We start from the raw sequence: 18,913 nt of genomic DNA, 5'->3' as shown, positions 1-18,913 counted from the left end.
ACAGGATTGAATATATTGTAAAATGATAAGAAACGGTCAGCATAAAAGCTTAAATAACTAATCCTGAAAGCGTATTCTTTTGGTGGATTGCACGCTTCGGATTTCCAAATTGAACGGAGGAATTTTATGGGAAGGTTCCCGGATTTTGTTCAAATTAAAGAAGTTGGCCCTCGTGATGGACTGCAAAATGAAAAGAAATGGATTTCAACCGAAGACAAAGTGACATGGATTGATATGCTTTCTGAGTCCGGAGTCCGTGAGATTGAATATACATCGTTTGTCAGTCCTAAAATGATTCCTGCTCTATCGGATTCCAGAAAAGTAGGGAAGCAAATAAAGAGAAACCCAAAAGTAATGTACTCTGCACTTGTTCCTAATAGGAAAGGACTTGAATATGCCCTGGAGGCAGAGATCGACGGAGCATCTATTTTTATGTCGGCAAGTGAATCGCATAATCTGAAAAACATCAATAAAACGATTGACGCCACATTTCCAGTACTTCATGATGTAGTCCGTGAAGCCAAGAATGCTGATAAGAGGGTTACTGGATATATCTCTACAGTTTTTGCCTGCCCGTATGAAGGTCCGATTTCTCCGGAACAAGTATTGAAGGTCTGCGATAAACTCCTTGAATCAGGTGTAGATGATCTATCTTTGGGAGATACGATTGGTACTGCTGTTCCGACACAGGTAGAGCTGCTTTTAGAGGAGCTGTTGAAGCGATATCCAAAGGAAAAGCTGATTCTCCACTTTCATGATACAAGAGGAATGGCAATAGCTAATATCATGACAGCAATGCATTATGGCATTAATCGATTTGATAGCACGGTCGGTGGGCTGGGTGGCTGTCCCTATGCACCTGGAGCGGCAGGGAATGTAGCGACAAATGATGTTCTTTATCTGCTGCACGGACTTGGTATAAATACCGGTATCAAGGAGAAAAAAATACAGGATGCCGGAGAATATATCCAAAGGAAATTAGAGAAGACACTGCCAAGCAGATCACTCGCATACCTTGCTAACGCACAGTAAGTCAAATAAAAGCGCCTCATCAGAATATTGATGGAGCGTTTTTCTTATCCTTTCTGAAATACACTTCGCTACAGATTCAGCGGGAAAATGGTCAGTCATTGCGCTATAAGCGTTTGCTTCTTAAAGTGCAAGCTTCAACATGATGGAGATCTTTGCTTCTATTCAAATTATCTTACAAATATTCTATCAAATATTCTTGCTAAATTTTTTTAAAAAGAAGGAGATTCCTATAAGGAAGCAGAATTAGAAGGTATCAGGGAAGAGACGAAATAGGCGAGGGAAATAACTTTCCTAATCTGAGGAGGGGCTCATGTGAATCAAGCATTACTAATAATCGATGCACAACAGGATTTAATTGATGGCGGAAAAGAAGAGGAGGGAGTCTTTGAGAAACAGAGACTGATTACCAGCATTAATCATGTCATAGATGAAGCGATTATGGCGAATATATCTATCATTTTCATAAGAGATGTTGATGTAGCAAATGGAGAAGGTGACGGGTTTCAGATACATAAAGACATAAAGGTGCCATCAACAGCCGCAATATTTGATAAGGCAGCAACAAACGCATTCTATGCTACACCTTTAAAAGCATACTTGGATGGTAAGAGTATCGAGCACATCGTGATTATGGGCTGCGAGACACCATATTGTATCGATACAGCGGTGAGAACGGCTACAGTCAATCATTTTGATGTCACCCTAGTTGGAGATGGACATTCTACATCCAAATCAGAAACGCTATCTGCCGAACAAATCATCCAGCACCATAATGAAATCCTTCACGGACATTATAATGTGGACAATTTTTCTATGGTGAGAAATTCTAATGAAGATCTTTTTATACCAAAGCACGAGGATTACCGTTAATACTTTCAGAACCATCTAATTCTGAATGTGTACAGAAATTCTCGAAATGTAAAGGGATGAACCACAATGGAGCATAAGAAGGAATGTGTAGGATGTGCATTGGCGAATAGACTTGAGCCAGTGTATGTTGTTTATGAGGATGATTATGTTTCTTGTTTTTTAGATCATGAACCTTTTAATGAAGGACATGCACTGATTTTACCTAAGCGGCATGTTGTAGAAGCTGATGAACTGGACATCGATACTGCCAGTGCAATTATGAATGCATCCATTCTGCTATCGAAAGCACTTAAGCTGATATATAAACCGGATGGTATTACAATCATACAAAATGGCGGCATCTTTAACGAACTGACTCATTATCATATGCACGTAGTACCAAGATATGAAAACCAGCAGTTTGGCAATTTTTACTCGGATGAACCACAAGACTTCTCTATGGGGGAAGGAAATCTATTGGAAACAAAGAACATGCTAAAGGAAGCGATACAAAAGTTAAAAAAGTAGCTTAAATAGCTGATAACAGAAGAAGAGACGGCTCTGTTCGGATTTTAATGGGCTTCCAAAATAGCATGAAAAATAAAATAACTTGAAAAGTAATCTAAAAAATTATAAAATATAAATAACTATTTAAGAACGGAGGTGGGAAAGGATGTTTCATACTGTTATAAGGCACGGGTTCTGGATTGATTTCTTGTATTTTACACGTGCAAAATTTGCTGATTTAGCTGCCAACGGGATACGTATGCCCTTTTTTAGCAACTTTATAGCAAAACAATAACAGTGAAAACATCTCTATACCCACATTTTATAAGGAAGGTTAGGGAGAGCGTTTCTTGCTCTCTTTTTCTATGCCATCATTTCCTAATTTATCGAGTCATGGGAGAGTGTTTATTTCCATGGCTTTTTTGTGTTGGCTCCTTTTTGTGCTTTTAATCATTGCTTAATGTTGAACACAGCCTAGCTGCAACGGCTAATATGCCCAAATCCTCACTTTTTAAAGGGAGATTGGGCGCATCATCGGTTTAAAATTGCAGTTTATAACTAATTTTCAAAATAACGATTTTTAAGAAAGTGTCTTAATTGAAGGAGGAATGTTACATGATTGTATGCAGTGTCAGTAAAGTGAAAAAGATGTATGGTGGGACGACCATTTTTGAAGATATAACGACTGAAATTAAAGAAAAAGACAGAGTAGGTTTAGTTGGACGCAACGGAAGCGGGAAAACAACGCTATTTCGGTTGCTGGCTGGAAGAGAAACTCCTGATAGCGGGCAGATCCATTGGAAAAAAGAGTTAAAAATCGGTTATCTGGAGCAAATTCCAGATTATCAAAGCAAGCTAACTGCAAAAGAGGTAGTGATGACTGCTTTTTCTGAACTGATGGAAATAGAAGCGGATATGAAGAATATAGAGGGAGAAATGAGCAGAGAAACAAACCCGGATAGGCTGCAAAAGGTAATGGAGGTTTATGGAGATATCCAAGATCGTTTTCGTCTAAATGGAGGATATGAAATAGAAGCCAATATCGAAAAAATTGCAAATGGATTAAACATAAAGGAACTATTGGCTAAGCAGTTTTCTTCTTTAAGTGGGGGTGAAAAGACGAAAGTGGGCCTCTGTCTAACATTATTGAAAAAGCCTAATCTAATATTATTGGATGAACCGACAAATCATCTTGATCTAATGGCTGTTGAATGGCTTGGTAATTTCCTGCGGGATTATGCTGGAACGGTTGTCGTCATATCCCATGACAGATACTTTCTGGACGAGGTTGTCAATAAGATTCTTGATTTGGAAGACGGGAACTTGGACAGTTATCCTACAAACTTTTCCGGCTTTGTAAAAGCAAAGGAAGAGAGACTCCTCCAAGAGTTCCATGCCTATGAAGAGCAGCAAAAGAAGATAAAGAAGATGAAGGAAGCGATTAAGCGGCTAAGAGATTGGGCGAATAGAGCAAATCCCCCAAATGAAGGTCTTCATAAAAGGGCAAGAAATATGGAACGGGCATTGGAAAGGATGGAAAAGCTGAACCGGCCCATTTTAAATAGGAAAAAAATGAGTCTTGATATGGATTCTTCTGATCGAAGCGGGAATGATGTAATGATACTAAGGGGAGTGACAAAGCGATTCGGTGAGAGGGAGCTTTTCAGACATGTTAACATGCATGTTACCTACCAGGAGAGAGTGGCGATTATCGGCGAAAACGGAACCGGAAAATCAACATTGATCAAGCTCATGCTTAATCAGATATCGGCAGATGAAGGCAAAGTAAAGGTTGGAAGCAATGTAAAAATCGGCTATCTATCGCAGCAGATATTTTCAGAAACGGAGGATGTATCCATTATTGAAGCATTTCGTAACGAAGTGAAGGTTGCAGAAGGAGATGCCAGGAAAATTCTGGCCAGGTTTCTGTTTTATGGCCATGCGGTATTTCGAAAACTTTCTCAGCTGAGTGGCGGAGAAAGGATGAGATTGCGTTTGGCACAGTTGATGTATCAAGAGATTAACTTGCTTATTTTGGATGAACCAACAAATCATTTGGACATCGAGTCTAGGGAAGTGCTGGAAGATACATTGGATGATTATGAAGGAACTATTGTAGCTGTCTCGCATGATCGGTATTTTCTTAATAAATTATTTGGCAAGATCTACTGGATTGAAAATAAAGAAGTTCATGGGTTTGCAGGGAACTACACGTATGCCAAGGGGAAAATGGCAGAAAAGAAATTGTACAAGGAAGATGGGCCATTGAATAAACTGGATTCTAACGCTTTTAAGGAAAGAAGAGATGAGTCCGCATCTGGGAACCGAGAAACGAATAAGCGCAATTTATGGCATGAAAACCTTCAGCAAACCATAGCGAAACTGGAGCAAAGGATCGAAGAAATAGATCTGTTGCTCGCAGATATAACCGATTTGGTGCAATTACAGGAATTATTTAAGGAGAAAGAGGCATTGGAGAAGCAGTGGGAGGATTATTGTGAGCAATTGGGATAAGCCAAAATCATTGCATGTAGCGGCTAACTGAATTTACGACTGGCTGTTGGTCAAGAAGCTTCAAAATAAATAGCAAAAACGGCACGGAGGCGGAAGGACCTGCGTGCCGTTTTTTGATGATCATTTTCCAACAATCAATTGATAATAATGAACATCCTGCCATTCTCCGAATTTGAATCCTACTTCCTTTAGAGAGCCAGCGAGCTTGAAACCGAATTTCTTATGTAATTGAACACTTACCTCATTTCCGCCCGTTATTCCGGCAATAATGGCATGGTAGTTTAGCTGCGAGGCAAGGCTTAGAATCTCCGTCATCAGCTTACTCCCAATTCCTTTTCCTTGCTGATTTGGAGCTATGTATATCGAAATTTCGACTGTTGTTGAATAGGCCGATTTTTTATTATAGGGACTTAGACTGCTGTATCCAATGACATTGCCATCCTCTTCGGCGATGATTAGCGGATATTTTCCCCCATGGCTATCAAACCAATTTTTTCGTTCTTCCAGAGTCTGCTGCTGTAAATCAAACGTAGCGGTTAGATTTTCTATTGCATAATTATAAATCTCCAATAGAGCTGGAAGATCTTCGATGACGGCATCTCTTATTGTTATCATACTATTTCCTCCTGGAATTCTAGATTTAATTTAAGTATTATTTTACGTTTATCTACTTCGTTTGTATAGAAGTATTTTAAATGGTCTGCTCTTTTGGGAGATTGAAGCACTTTTATACACTGGGCCGATTGTTTTAAGAGTGGAGTTAGTGGGAAAATGGATATAAGAAAAGGATAATGGGAGGAATTAGATGGGAAAGACAATTTTCATTACTGGCGCTGGGAGCGGGCTTGGAAGAGGGGCGGCATTTGGATTGGCGGAAAATGGTCATCATGTGATTGCGACAACCGAACTGACTTCGCAGAAAACCGATCTGTTGCAAGAAGCAAGAGAAAAGGAATTGGATATAGAAGTGTTTAAACTCGATATAACCAATCAGAGAGATCGGTCACAAATAGAGGCTTATGATTTTGATGTATTTGTGGCAAACGCAGCAATCAATGAAGGCGGACCCCTTGGAGAGGTGCCGATGGATCGATTCAGGGAGCTGTTTGAAGTAAATGTGTTTGCAACACTCGAAACCGTGCAAATTGCGGCCCGGAAGCTAGTAAAAAAAGGTAGCGGAAAAATTGTGTTTATGAGCTCGATGGCTGGTATCTCAGCTACTCCGTATGTTGGTCCATATAGTGCAACGAAGCACGCTCTTGAAGGGATTGCACAGACCTTAAAAACGGAGCTTGACGAATTTGGGGTTCAGGTGGCGACCATTAATCCAGGGGCTTATAATACTGGATTTAATGATCGCAGCGGTGAAGAGATATGGAAATGGTTCGACAGTGGGAAGAACTTTACGAGAAAAGAGGACATACTCAAACAGCAAGAAGGGTTGAAAAATCAGTTTGACCCAGCAGATATGATTGAGAAAATGATTGAAATCATACCGGCGGTTCATCATAAGTTCCGAACTGTATATCCACAGGAAACAGAAGAACAGTTAAAGCAAACAGAGAAAGAACGCTGGAATATGGAGATTTGATTTTACGGCATGGATTCTGGTATTTCAACAATCTAATAAGCAGAAGACACTTTTCATTTTATAGGTTGCTATGAGAATGAGGTGTCTTTTTTTTGTGAATTTATTGAGATTAAAATTCATAATGGAAGATAAATAGTCTACTATAAAACTAGCTTAGTTTTTTATGTTGGGGGATGGACACAAGGGTAGATGCCTTCCCTTTTAACATTTTCCAGCTAAGAAGTACCTTGACTGCAATTATTGCCTCATCTATGATAAATAAAAAAACATACATATGATTTCTTATGGAAGGAATGAGTTTCTATAGATCTTCAGAATATCGGAAAAAAAATAAAGCAAATACGTTTGCGTAATCAGAAAACACAGCAGCAAATTGCTGATGATTGCGGAATTTCCAAAAGTCTTTTATCGAAAATTGAAAATGGACAGACGACATCTGCTGTTGCTACTTTATCAAAGATTAGCGATGCATTGGGAGTGCAGTTGTCGTGGATTTTGGATGATAAAACTGAACAGGATATCGTATTCCAAAAGAATTCTAATCGGCAAACGAGGTTCGGAGATGAAGGGATGGGGTATTCCTATGAGCTTCTGGCAAATAGGTCGAAGTATAGTGGGATTGAGCCGACGATTGTCCATGTAACCCCCAGAAAACTGAATCAGCGGCTCGATCAGACATATACCCATTCACAAGACGAATTTATCTACATATTAGAAGGATCAATAAATTTGCTCTATGACGGGAATGAGCAATTAATGGAAAAAGGCGACAGTGCTTATTTCCAAGGATCCAAGCCACACCTGTTTGTTCCTGTGGATGACGATGGTGCCCAAGTACTGACCTGTTTTATTGATCGGATATAGAGGAACGGCAAAACCGAGGATTTGACTAAGTTAGTCCAAAGCAAAATCATCGTACATTGCAGATCGGTTTGATTGAGCGTAGGTAGTTCTTCTTTTTATTAGGCTGTTTTCTCAAAGATTGTTGTTTTTCATAAAATATATAAACTGCGAAGTAACTGCCGATTTCCGCTCCGTGCAGTCGCTTTCCGCGGGCAACGCTTCAGCTTCCTCGGAAGAAACCCACTTCCTGCGGGATCTTCACCTGTTGCTTTTCCCGCTGGAGTCGACTTCCCTGCGCTCCAATCAATCAGCTTAACAATTGAATATCAGTAATTTTTTTCAGAAAGCTAAATCACAACGGAGGAAATACACGAAGACTCCTGCGGGAAAGCGAAGACGATGAGACCCCACAGGGAGCGAACTTTGCGAGCGAGGAGGCTCATCGCGAGCCCGTGGAAAGCGAAGTGTATTTCCGGAGTGGCGATTACCACATCAATCATTTTTGTTACGTCGCTGTTTCCATCAAATACAAAGTTAGAAATAACAACAATACTTAAGAAAAGATCCTTTTATTATGAACAAAAACATCAATGCGGGCTTTTTTCATACTATATTTTGGAGGTGGAAAAATGGCGAGAGTAGCGTACAGAGATGCTGACGTTAGTTTAATGGCAAGAATGATGAGGGCAGAAGCTGAGGGTGAAGGAAAACAAGGGATGCTATATGTTGGAAATGTAATTGTTAATCGAGTTGTAGCTGATTGTGTTGATTTTAATGATTTGCGTACAGTTGAAGATGTTATTTTTCACGTGCAAGGAGGAAATTATTCTTTTGAAGCGGTGCAAAAGGGCAATGTGTTTTACCAAAGAGCAAGAGAATCCGAAAGAAGATTGGCAGAACGGAATTTGCAGTCTTGGAGAGACCATCCAGCGAAATTTGCACTTTGGTATTTTAATCCCAGTGGACCATGCCCGCCGACATGGTATGACCAGCCATTTACCGGTCAATTTAAGCAGCATTGCTTTTATGAACCAGCGCCCGGAACATGTGATAGTGTCTATATGGGCTAATCTTTTACGTATCAGTTTCCAATCATCTGCTGACGATAGGATTGGCTGGACAGAATTAACATACGCAGGAAAAAGATAGATAAAAACAGAATCAAAGGCATAAATAATAGGAAATCCGAACTATTCGAATTCTAAAGGGAGAATTTTGAAAGTAAGTTCGGATTTTTTATTGCTTGAATACCATTCGACAAAAATCGGGAAGTGACAGGCACCTATTTGGTATCTATTTGAAACAAAGGTGCGGTTCTGTTCGTATGACTCTAAAAGAGGGGGATTATGATGGGGAAAGTGTTTTGGTCGGCCGGTACATTAATAGTCATCTTTGTTCTAAACTGGGCTGCGGTCCATTTAATTGGTGGGAGCTTTATTGACTACTCCTTCTTTATTGGTCTTATGGTAGCAGTCGTCATTTGGTTTACCAATTCATCAGGGGGAATCGTTTCAAGCTCTATTCGTATGAATGTCCAGGCACAGACAGGTATAAAAATAGAGGAAGAAAAAAAGAACTTTAATCCAACCGTTACGTTTGTAACAGCGGTTATTTACACATTGATATCAGCAATTGCCACATTTATCTACTATATTGATTATTTCATAAACTAAATCGTTATTAACCATGCAGGAAGACTCCAGATATATTTTTTCTATATATGAATACTATGCACATCTTTAAAGAAGGGCTTCGAGTATTGTATCTAATATAGTTGGGTGGGTGATAGGATGAAGATAAGTGAGACGAAGGATTATAAATTAGTGGCTGCATTAAACAAGCATGTGCATGATTTGCATTATCATCTATATCCAAGGTACTTCAATAAATATAATGAGGAGCTCTTTAAGGAAATTTTCAAGGAGCTGGTTGAGGATACAGGTTTCACTTTTCTTCTTTTGGAGAACGGAGGGGAAGCCGTTGGATATGCTTGGATAGAGATGAGAGACTATCCGGAAAGTCCGCTGAAAAAGGGCTATAAATCTGTCTATGTTCATCAAATCAGCATCAATGCCTCAAAAAGGAATCAAGGTTATGGAACTGCCCTGATGGAGCACATTTATAAACTAGCAAAAAACTGCGGAATAGACTTGGTTGAACTTGATTATTGGCTTGAAAACACAGTCGCAAAAGAATTTTATGAGAAGCATAAATTTGTAAGGTATCGTGAAATGGTCTATAAAGAATTATAAAATGATGGACCTTACTTTCAATTAAAGAGAAAGGGCCTCAATCAGTGGGACTGCCCTTAATAACGATTGTAATACGTCATTTGGTTTTGGGTTTTTCTTCACAGTTTTTTTTATTGATTGTAAAGGGGGATGGGTATGCGAATTAAAGGAGTTAATCATTTTTTGTTTTCTGTTTCAGATTTAGATAAATCGATTGATTTTTACCAGCGAGTATTTGATGCGAAGTTATTGGTCAAAGGAAAGACTACCGCCTATTTCGATCTTAATGGTATTTGGCTTGCCCTTAATGAAGAGAGGGGCATACCGCGCAATGAAATTAATCAGTCCTATACCCATCTTGCTTTTTCAGTAGATGAAAGAGAATTTGATGATATTTGCACGTATCTGAAAGGATTGGATATTCGTATTTTGCCAGGGCGCAAAAGAGAAGCTCAAGACAAAGGGTCTATATACTTTGCTGATCCAGACGGTCATAAATTTGAATTTCACACGGGTACATTACAAGATCGCCTTGCTTACTACAAAAAAGAGAAGCCCCATATGAAGTTTTATGATACAGATAATGACTTGATTTTTAAAAGGGGTTGCACGATAGAAGTACGAAGATGGAACGGCGATGAAGCTGCCCCGCTCGATTTACTGTTGTTGGCTGACCCGTCGCAAGCTTATATTGAGGACTATTTACAGCGAGGACAATGTTTTATAGCGGAAATGGATAATCAATTGATAGGCGTTTTTGTATTGCTTCAGACAAGGCCTGGAACGGTGGAGCTGGCTAATATTGCTGTTAAAGAAACAGAACATGGAAAAGGAATAGGAAAGCAGCTGGTAATGTATGCGATTCAGATTGCCAAGTCAAGCGGATATAAATCGATAGAGGTCGGGACGGGGAATTCAAGTATCGGTCAATTGGCACTATATCAAAAATGCGGTTTCAGGATTACCGGAATTGAAAGAGATTATTTTATAAGAAACTACAATGAAGAAATAATGGAGAACAATATCCAGTGCAGGGATATGATTCGTCTAGCGCTGGATTTACAAAATTAGACTCTTTCCCTGAATAAAGGAGACTTTATATTAAAGATATTAAAGAAGAATAAATTGACTTGTCTATGGCAGCTGACGCAGAGTTTTGGGTGGTTAAAATAAATGACATTTTTCGACAAAAAACGGGAAGTGACAGGCACCAAAAAGGCAGGAAAAAGGAACAATCGCTGGGATTGTTCCTTTTTTGGTGTTAGCTTTTTGATTCTGCTTTGGTATTTTTAAGTCTGTTGTCTTCCAGTTCGGCTTCGTAATTGATGCGGTTAAGGTCTAGGTCGTTTGACTGGCTTGATCCTGTCATGTTTTCCAGTAATTCCTTCACATCAATTCCTGAGGATGCTTTTAGCGACTCCTGCAGGGTGGACATTAGATTTGTTGCATAGCCTGTTACTTTATTCGCCCCGCCGTCTGAACCACTGCTGCCGGTATCAACCACGGTAATCTTATCGATGTTGGCGAGTGGGCTTGCCACTTCTTTAGCATATTCAGGAAGCATTTTCATGACCATATCAAGGATTGCCGCTTCGCCAAACTGCTCGAATGCCTCAGCAATCTTTTCTTTTGCTTCAGCTTCAGCAAGTCCCTTCAGACGGATGATTTCTGCTTCAGATTCACCTTGTGCTCTTGTGGAATCGGCTTTTGCGAGACCTTCAGCACGCACTTGCTCTGCTTCGGCTCTGGCTTCTGCTTCAATCCTGTACTGATTCGCATCAGCTGCAGCGAGCTGTTTGGCCTTATCGGCGATTGCTGCCTGCTCAACAGCGTAACGATCTGCATCTGCCTTTTTCTTGACTTCAGAATCGTATTGCTTCTCGCGACGAAGTATTTCCTTTTCTTCCAATTCGATTTGCTTTTGGCGCTCAATGATTCTTATTTGCATTTCCTGCTCAGTAACCTGTTGTTTTGCACGAGCTGTTTCATAATCATATGCCTGGTCGGCACGGGCCTTTGCAATATCTTGTTCACGACGATAATCTGCCGTCTTTAATTGGTTCTCTTTTTCAGCTTCGGCAATTTCGGTTGCGCGTTCCAATTCAGCTTTTTGCGCATCTTTAGCAGCCTCGGCCCGCTTGATACGGGTTTCTTTATCTGCCTCGGCAGTCGCGATATCAGCGTCTCGTTTCACTTGGGCAATTCGAGGCTTCCCTAGTGATTCCAAATAGCCGTTTTTGTCCCGTACTTCTTTAATGGTGAAGGAGACAATGATCAATCCCATTTTTGCCAAATCCTGTGAGGCGACTCGTTGCACTTCCTGGGAAAATTTATCGCGGTTTTTATAAATTTCTTCAACGGTCATCGAACCAAGAATGGAGCGGAGATGGCCTTCAAGTACTTCTTTAGCTTCGTTTTCCCGGTCGCCTTTTGTTTTTCCTAAAAACTGTTCGGCGGCAGTGGCAATTTCACCAATGGAACCACCGATCTTAATGATTGCTGTTCCATCTGCCATTACAGGAACACCTTGTTCTGTGTATACTTCTGGCGTGGTAACCTCTAGTTTGCTTGACAGCAAGCTAAGTGGTTCAGCCTGCTGGAAAACCGGCAGGACGAATGTACCTCCACCTCTAATGATTTTAATTTTATTGCCGGACTCATCAATATGAACATTCTTTTTGCCCAGATAGCTGCCGGTTACAATCAATGCTTCATCGGGTCCGGCAGTACGGTATTTGGTTATAAATACACCAATAAGTGCTAACACAATAAATGCCGCGATTCCGGTGACAATCCATATTCCCGTCATTTTTATTCCTCCCTTAAAAATTGTTTTTTTATAAAAATACCTACCTAAGGATAGATATGATTAACCAGAGTATCCGTAATCCAAATCATTTTCATATGGGATCACATAGACAACGCCTTTCTCAATCTCAATGACGAGAACCTGCTGGCCTTCTTCAATGGATTGATTTTCATAGCTCGCTGCAGGCTTTGAAATCATCCCGCTTTTGCTTTCTATAACAATTTCTCCGAATCCATCCTGGGGGACTGGAATAATGATTTTTCCAATCCTTCCTTTTAGCGATTCTTCTGTATAGCCAAGTGACTCTTCTGCAGAAGACATTGGAATAAGGACAAAAACGTTCAGCAGAGTGTCCAGAACCAATGCAATTACAGCGGCGATTATGATGATAGCCAAGCTTGGTAGAGATGTTAGAAATTCGAGCACATAGCCAGATGCCGAGAAGAACGTAATAAATGCCAAAATCAAGGCGGGATTTAGAAAACCAAGAGACTCGCCAATTCCATCAGCAATATCACCGAAAAATATATAGAGCAACGTCAATAGTCCGGCAATGACAAGCGTAAATAAATAAAGGTTCTCTATCGGATATCCAAAAATGGTCATATGCATCAAATCCTTTATATGAGTTGTAAAAGCTTCTGTACCTTATATACGGTATAGGTATGTAAAAGGTTTCATAAAAATCAAAATATTGACGATGATTCATTGCAACTGAATGTCAACTAAGGTAGAAAAAAGGGAAGTTTAATGTTAGGAATAGCAATTCTATTTTACTATATTCTAAATAATTATCCTTATCAACCGTTCAGACAACTTTTAATTATATAAGCAGTAGGGTGGATTGAAGGAGAAAGTTAGAATGGCCTTTGCAAAAAACTGATGAATAAATCTTTCTCAAACTTCCCATCTTACATAATAGGAGGTGTTCATGATGGCAAAAGACCGCCAGGAAAAAAAGTTAAGAGAAAGTGGACGCGTGGAATCAGATAGGGACACAGGACTTCGCTATAAAGGTTCGACGAAGATGTCAAGTCCTGAAGAAGCCCGAAGACTAAACGATGGCAGAAAATAATTTTTACCTCTAAATCAGTAAACAGTAATTCCACTTTGATTTAATTTCCAAGACTGGAAGACTCCTTTTGCTTCTGAAAAAGGAGTCTTTATTCACGTGCACTAATGGTCAATTCCATATTTTTTCATCTTGTTATAAAGGGTTACACGGGAAATGCCTAATCTTTTGGCAGTTTCTGATTTATTGCCGTTTGTTTGGTTTAAGATCTTCTCTATTAATTGTTTTTCGATAATTTCTTTTTCCTGCGGCAGCGAGTTATTCGCATCGATAATCGTTTGCGTGCGGATAGGTGATGTGTTTGGCAGATAATTTATAAGATCTTGTTTTGTAATTTTTGATTTTTCAGTAAGGATAACAATCCTTTCCATCAAATTACGCAATTCCCGAATGTTTCCGGGCCAATTATACTGAAGGAGCAATTGGAATGCATCCTTTTCGATAACCGGGACTGGCACCTGGTAATGGGAGGAAAAGTGTCTAAGGAACATATCTGCCAGTTCAGGGATATCATCAACCCGATAGCGGAGTGGCGGCATTGTAAGCTGAATAACATTCAGTCGATAAAATAAATCTGAACGGAATCGTTTCTCTTCCATGAGCTGCTCCAGGTTTTGGTTTGTAGCCGCAATGAAACGGACATCGACTTGTCTGCCTTGTGAATCACCAATCCGGTAGAGTGTATTCTCCTGCAGCACTCTTAGTAACTTCACTTGCATTTCGAGAGGCAGCTCGCCAACTTCATCCAGAAAGAGTGTGCCCCCATCAGCCATCTCAATTTTACCTGCTTTGCCTTTTTTCTCTGCACCTGTAAATGAACCGCCCTCATAGCCGAAGAGTTCGCTTTCAAATAATGCGCTCGGAATGGCCCCGCAGTTAACAGGTATAAATGGACCGTTATTGCGGTTGCTCGCCTCGTGAATCGCCCTTGCGCAAATTTCCTTTCCAGTTCCGCTTTCACCAAGTATCAAGGTAGTAGCATCTGTTTTCGCTGCCTTTCGCGCAATATGGATGGTCTGCTGCAGTGGAAGGCTATTCCCCTTTAACTTGGAGAAGGGAGACTCTTCATGATTCGTATATACTTTTTGTCTCAGTTCATTTAATTCTGCTGATGTTGTCTCAAGGTTATCATTTAATTTGACAATCTGTGTGATGTCTCTCTCAACAGATAACGCACCAATTAACTGATTATCATTATCCATAATCGGTACGGCATTGACCACGACATGCTTATCGCGTCGCGGACGATGGTAGGCATTATTGACGGGTTCCATCGTATGCAGCACCTTTAGCACCATCAGATTATCGTTGTCAAAGAAGTCAGTGATTGGCTTATTCAGGATATCTGGCTGCTGTATATTATAGGTTTTTACGGCAGCTTCATTCCAGTAAATAACCTCCATATCTTGATTGATGATGGTTATGGCGTCGTCTTCTGCTGCCAGTACAGCATCCAAATAATAGGGAAAAGGATTCAACAAAATCACCTCAGCTAAAAGATTTGTCACTGTTTACACCGCTGTATAACTAGTTTACAACAGTGTAAATAAAATTTACAACTATATTCAGACAGTTCCTTCTATTTTGATATGGTAAAAAATTTATTTATCTAGGTGAATCAAGGCGTACAGACAAAAATGATGGATTGATAGAGTAATTGGCACGGATTTTGCTATATAAATGTGAAAGAGTGTTTTTTAAAGATATACTAGATGATTAATAAATTCACTCTAGCAAACAACAATTCTATTCTTAGGAGGTTTTTATATGGTATTGCCATTTAAACATGAACCGTTTACCGATTTTAGTGAAGATTCAAACCGTAAATATTTTGAAGCAGCACTTGAGACGGTCAGAGGTGAGTTGGGGAAAGAATATCCATTGGTCATTAATGGGGAAAAGATATTTACTGATGACAAGCTGGTTTCAGTTAGTCCTTCTAATAAAGATCTGGTAGTGGGAAAGGTTTCAAAAGCTACAAAGGAACATGTCGACCAAGCATTTGAGGCAGCTCTTGAAGCCTTTAAAACTTGGAAAAAATGGTCAGCGAAAGAACGTGCAGATGTCCTGTATCGTGCCGCGGCGATTGTAAGGAGACGTAAGCATGAATTCTCTGCGTGGCTCGTGTATGACGCCGGCAAGCCTTGGAACCAGGCGGATGGTGATACTGCAGAAGGGATAGATTTTCTGGAATATTATGCACGCCAAATGATTGAACTTGCTGAAGGTAAGAAATTGGTCGATCATGAGGCAGAGCATAATGATTATTTTTATCAGCCAATGGGTCCTGGTGTGACCATTCCGCCGTGGAACTTTGCATTTGCGATTGTTTGCGGAACCGTAGCGGCACCAATTGTTGCCGGAAATCCGGTACTTTTGAAGCCATCTGAAAACACACCGGTTATTGCGTATAAATTGGTTGAGGTATTGGAAGAGGCAGGCCTGCCTAAAGGGATTCTTAACTTTGTACCGGGTGATCCAGCGGAGATTGGTGACTATCTTGTCGATCATAAGGAGACAAGGTTTATCAATTTCACAGGTTCACGAGCTACCGGGATACGTATTATCGAAAGGGCTGCCAAAGTTCAGGAAGGTCAGCAATTTCTTAAACGTGTTGTAGCAGAGATGGGCGGGAAAGACACGATTATTGTGGATAAGGATGCCGATCTTGATCTAGCCGCAGATGCAATTGTAAATTCTGCTTTTGGATTCTCGGGTCAGAAGTGCTCTGCATGCTCAAGGGCTGTCATCCATCAGGAAGTCTACGATGAAGTGCTCGAGAAATCTATTGAACTGACAAAAGAATTAACGGTCGGCAATCCCGCTGAAGGCAATGTATATATGGGAGCTGTCGTTAATCAAAAGCAGCTCGATAAAATCAAAGACTATATCGAAATCGGCAAAAGTGAAGGCGAACTGGTATATGGCGGGGAAGTCGATGATTCGGAAGGATTCTTTGTCTATCCGACCATCTTTAAAGATCTTGATCCAAAGGCGAGAATCATGCAGGAAGAAATATTTGGACCAGTCGTTGCTTTTGCAAAAGCCAAGGATTTTGATGAATTACTTGAGATTGCAAATAACACAGAATATGGACTCACAGGTGCAGTAATTTCCAATAATCGTGAACATCTTAACCGTGCACGTTATGAGTTCCATGTAGGTAACTTATATTTCAATCGGGGCTGTACGGCAGCAATCGTAGGCTATCAGCCATTTGGCGGCTTTAAAATGTCTGGTACGGATTCCAAAGCCGGCGGACCAGATTATCTGCAGCATTTCCTCGAGGCGAAGGTTGTCTCTGAAACATTCTAGCAATACGTTGCGGCAAGTATGGGGATGCTTGCCGCGAATTATCTTTTAATTTGCAGAAGGTGACTTTCTAATGGAACGATTGTCACTTTTTAATGGAGGTCATGACATGCCTAATCTAACAAGAGATTTCTTTATTGGTTTATCAAATAATAGATTGCTGAATGCCAATGCGAAAAGATGGGGATTCCGCCTCGGAGCAGAAAAGTTTGTGGCTGGTACTGATCTCGAAAGCGTAGTCGATATCGTTAAGGAGCTCAATCAACATCATATTTGCTGTACGCTGGATAATTTGGGCGAGTTTGTAACGGATAAGCTGGAGGCAACAGAAGCGAAGAGAGGAATCATTCGGATTCTGGATCGAATATATGATGAAAATCTGGACTGTCATCTATCAGTAAAATTGACACAGCTTGGTTTGGATATTGATCAGGAATTCTGTATTGCGAATATGAAAGAGATTCTGGAAACGGCAGAGAAGTATCGTCTGTTCATCAATATTGATATGGAAAAATATGTCCATTATGATAAAACTTTAGATGTATTGAAGGAGCTGCACAAGGAATACAGCAACGTTGGAACGGTAATTCAATCCTATTTATATCGTGCCGAAGAGGATCTTGAACAGCTTAAAGAAGTGCGGATTCGTCTTGTTAAAGGTGCTTATAAGGAAAATGTGTCCGTCGCTTTTCAGACAAAAGCAGAGATTGACCGGAATTTCATACAGTTGGCAAAAATGAGGCTGCTTGGAGATTCGTTTACTTCCATTGCCACACATGACCACAGGATTATTGACGAGTTAAAACAATTCATTGAGGAAAATAATATTCCAACAGAAAAATTTGAGTTTCAAATGCTTTATGGTTTTAGAACGGAAATGCATTATGACCTTGCTGCAGAGGGGTATAATTTCTGCACCTATATTCCATTCGGCAATGACTGGTTCGGTTATTTCATGCGAAGGCTTGCAGAAAGACCTCAGAATATGAATCTAATCGTAAAGGACGTTTTTTGCAGTAAAGATAATCGATTAAAGAGAGAACCGATTATACTAGGGACATTGGCTGTAACTTCTATCCTCGTTTGGAGCAAGAAGAATAAAAAGAAAAGGTCTGTTGGATAGATATGGAAAAAAGCTACTTCCTTTAAAACTAATAGTTCCGCTTTTATGGAGAAACACCTAAATAGCATATGAATTCGCATAGATGCAGCATAGTAAATAGCAGGCCATTTTTTGTTGATATGTTAACATTTCTATAACAGAATAAGCCAGAACTAGCATTGCAAATAGCACCCCTAATAACATCTTGACAATGGATATTGTCATCGTGCGATAGAGGGTGTTATTGTATTGGTTTTTTGTATATCATTTTTATCCCGTTCAGAAAACTACATAGGCTTTATACGATTATATGCTAAAATATGGTTTAATTAAGAAAATTCGGTTCTTAAATTAATTGGGTAGTATAGTTTAAGAAGGATTAATAATTATGAGAAAGTTAAAGTTTAAAAGCATTTCTTTGTGATATAGGAATGCTTTTATTTTTACCTGAAATTGAAGGATACATTTATAACAACAATAATATAAAAAACGATAAAAATTTATTGAAAATCAATAATAATTATAATAAGATAAATTTATCAGTTAATAAGTGAGGTGCCTTTTTAATGAAAAGAGGATCAACAATTTTCTTAAAGACCGCTGTTTTTCTTATTGGAGTTATCGTACTTGCTTTGTGTATTTTTTTACTGCCGTGGTTGGCAAATGATACGGCAGAAATGTTTCCAGAGTTTGCATATTTACAGTATCCCGTTTTAATTGGTTTGTATTTAACTGCAATCCCGCTTTTTATCTCTTTATACCAGGCTATAAGACTTTTAAGGTTCATTGACAATGAAGATGCCTTTTCAGAGTCATCTGTAAATTCTTTAAACCTAATTAAGTATTGTGCGGTTATTATAAGTATCTTGTATGTAATTGGGTCCATCTTACTTATGTCACAAAGTGCTTTACATCCAGGAATAGCAATTATCGGCTTTATAATAATTTTTGCCTCAGTTGTTATAGCAGTATTTGCTGGAGTTCTTCAGAAACTATTAAGAAATGCTATAGATATAAAGTCAGAGAATGATTTAACAGTTTGAGGTGAAAA

At 39.6% G+C, this 18,913-nt stretch carries 19 protein-coding genes and 1 pseudogene; 16 read left to right on the top strand and 4 right to left on the bottom strand.

Annotation, left to right across the window (positions count from 1 at the left end):
• Nucleotides 1-126 precede the first annotated feature (126 nt).
• The 5 genes from OMHG_RS07780 (at nt 127) to abc-f (ending at nt 4,902) form a co-directional block, all read left to right on the top strand.
• On the top strand, nt 127-1,032 hold the full coding sequence (locus OMHG_RS07780; protein WP_010649837.1) for a hydroxymethylglutaryl-CoA lyase: 906 nt from the start codon (nt 127-129) through the stop codon (nt 1,030-1,032).
• 312 nt (nt 1,033-1,344) lie between these two features.
• Complete coding sequence (locus OMHG_RS07775) at nt 1,345-1,902, top strand: isochorismatase family protein (RefSeq protein ID WP_010649834.1); 558 nt, start codon at nt 1,345-1,347, stop codon at nt 1,900-1,902.
• Between the two features lie 66 nt (nt 1,903-1,968).
• Nucleotides 1,969-2,409, top strand: a complete 441-nt coding sequence (locus OMHG_RS07770; protein ID WP_010649833.1) for an HIT family protein — start codon at nt 1,969-1,971, stop codon at nt 2,407-2,409.
• A gap of 145 nt (nt 2,410-2,554) precedes the next feature.
• On the top strand, nt 2,555-2,683 hold the full coding sequence (locus tag OMHG_RS19330) for an RAxF-45 family protein (protein WP_010649831.1): 129 nt from the start codon (nt 2,555-2,557) through the stop codon (nt 2,681-2,683).
• A gap of 320 nt (nt 2,684-3,003) precedes the next feature.
• Nucleotides 3,004-4,902, top strand: coding sequence for a ribosomal protection-like ABC-F family protein (gene abc-f / locus OMHG_RS07765; RefSeq protein ID WP_010649829.1), 1,899 nt, complete (start codon nt 3,004-3,006; stop codon nt 4,900-4,902).
• 120 nt (nt 4,903-5,022) lie between these two features.
• Here the strand turns inward: abc-f and OMHG_RS07760 are convergent, their stop codons facing one another.
• Nucleotides 5,023-5,517, bottom strand: coding sequence for a GNAT family N-acetyltransferase (locus OMHG_RS07760; RefSeq protein ID WP_010649827.1), 495 nt, complete (start codon nt 5,515-5,517; stop codon nt 5,023-5,025).
• A gap of 190 nt (nt 5,518-5,707) precedes the next feature.
• Between OMHG_RS07760 and OMHG_RS07755 the strand changes: the two genes are divergently transcribed.
• The 7 genes and pseudogenes from OMHG_RS07755 to OMHG_RS07725 all read left to right on the top strand — a co-directional run bounded on the left by OMHG_RS07755 (nt 5,708) and on the right by OMHG_RS07725 (nt 10,638).
• Complete coding sequence (locus OMHG_RS07755; RefSeq protein ID WP_010649826.1) at nt 5,708-6,493, top strand: SDR family oxidoreductase; 786 nt, start codon at nt 5,708-5,710, stop codon at nt 6,491-6,493.
• 303 nt (nt 6,494-6,796) lie between these two features.
• A complete protein-coding gene (locus OMHG_RS07750) occupies nt 6,797-7,357 on the top strand; it encodes a helix-turn-helix domain-containing protein (RefSeq protein ID WP_044476823.1) in 561 nt (186 codons plus the stop codon).
• 608 nt (nt 7,358-7,965) lie between these two features.
• On the top strand, nt 7,966-8,406 hold the full coding sequence (locus OMHG_RS07745; protein ID WP_010649823.1) for a cell wall hydrolase: 441 nt from the start codon (nt 7,966-7,968) through the stop codon (nt 8,404-8,406).
• A 279-nt stretch (nt 8,407-8,685) separates the two neighbouring features.
• On the top strand, nt 8,686-9,009 hold the full coding sequence (locus OMHG_RS07740; protein ID WP_010649821.1) for a hypothetical protein: 324 nt from the start codon (nt 8,686-8,688) through the stop codon (nt 9,007-9,009).
• A 117-nt stretch (nt 9,010-9,126) separates the two neighbouring features.
• Nucleotides 9,127-9,588: a GNAT family N-acetyltransferase gene (locus tag OMHG_RS07735; RefSeq protein WP_010649819.1), complete on the top strand. Its 462-nt coding sequence runs from the start codon at nt 9,127-9,129 to the stop codon at nt 9,586-9,588.
• Nucleotides 9,589-9,723: 135 nt separating this feature from the next.
• A pseudogene (fosB, locus tag OMHG_RS18755) lies at nt 9,724-10,140 on the top strand (metallothiol transferase FosB); the annotation flags it as partial.
• A gap of 39 nt (nt 10,141-10,179) precedes the next feature.
• Nucleotides 10,180-10,638, top strand: a complete 459-nt coding sequence (locus OMHG_RS07725; RefSeq protein ID WP_044476865.1) for a GNAT family N-acetyltransferase — start codon at nt 10,180-10,182, stop codon at nt 10,636-10,638.
• A gap of 190 nt (nt 10,639-10,828) precedes the next feature.
• On the opposite strand, the gene OMHG_RS07720 is transcribed toward OMHG_RS07725, so the two are convergent.
• Together OMHG_RS07720 and OMHG_RS07715 are read right to left on the bottom strand one after the other, a co-directional pair.
• Nucleotides 10,829-12,376 carry a flotillin family protein gene (locus tag OMHG_RS07720; RefSeq protein ID WP_010649814.1) on the bottom strand — a complete coding sequence of 516 codons (1,548 nt, stop codon included), beginning with the start codon at nt 12,374-12,376 and terminating at the stop codon, nt 10,829-10,831.
• Between the two features lie 60 nt (nt 12,377-12,436).
• Entirely contained in the window at nt 12,437-12,982 is a 546-nt protein-coding gene (locus OMHG_RS07715; protein ID WP_010649813.1) for an NfeD family membrane protein, read from the bottom strand.
• 328 nt (nt 12,983-13,310) lie between these two features.
• Here OMHG_RS07715 and OMHG_RS17850 point away from each other — a divergent pair, with 328 nt between their 5' ends.
• Nucleotides 13,311-13,451: a YpzI family protein gene (locus OMHG_RS17850; RefSeq protein ID WP_010649810.1), complete on the top strand. Its 141-nt coding sequence runs from the start codon at nt 13,311-13,313 to the stop codon at nt 13,449-13,451.
• Between the two features lie 101 nt (nt 13,452-13,552).
• On the opposite strand, the gene OMHG_RS07710 is transcribed toward OMHG_RS17850, so the two are convergent.
• On the bottom strand, nt 13,553-14,956 hold the full coding sequence (locus tag OMHG_RS07710; RefSeq protein WP_010649809.1) for a sigma-54 interaction domain-containing protein: 1,404 nt from the start codon (nt 14,954-14,956) through the stop codon (nt 13,553-13,555).
• Between the two features lie 259 nt (nt 14,957-15,215).
• On the opposite strand from OMHG_RS07710, the gene pruA reads away from it, so the two are divergent.
• From pruA to OMHG_RS07695, 3 genes are all read left to right on the top strand, one after another.
• Nucleotides 15,216-16,763 (top strand): L-glutamate gamma-semialdehyde dehydrogenase, encoded by a 1,548-nt coding sequence (gene pruA / locus OMHG_RS07705; protein WP_010649808.1) that lies wholly within the window; start codon nt 15,216-15,218, stop codon nt 16,761-16,763.
• A 106-nt stretch (nt 16,764-16,869) separates the two neighbouring features.
• Entirely contained in the window at nt 16,870-17,883 is a 1,014-nt protein-coding gene (locus OMHG_RS07700; protein ID WP_010649806.1) for a proline dehydrogenase family protein, read from the top strand.
• A 545-nt stretch (nt 17,884-18,428) separates the two neighbouring features.
• Nucleotides 18,429-18,905, top strand: coding sequence for a DUF2975 domain-containing protein (locus OMHG_RS07695; protein ID WP_010649805.1), 477 nt, complete (start codon nt 18,429-18,431; stop codon nt 18,903-18,905).
• Nucleotides 18,906-18,913: the final 8 nt, after the last annotated feature.

It is taken from the genome of Oceanobacillus massiliensis str. N'diop (assembly GCF_000285495.1).
In the GTDB taxonomy this organism is placed as follows: domain Bacteria; phylum Bacillota; class Bacilli; order Bacillales; family Amphibacillaceae; genus Oceanobacillus; species Oceanobacillus massiliensis.
This window is presented reverse-complemented; position numbering and strand designations above follow the sequence as displayed.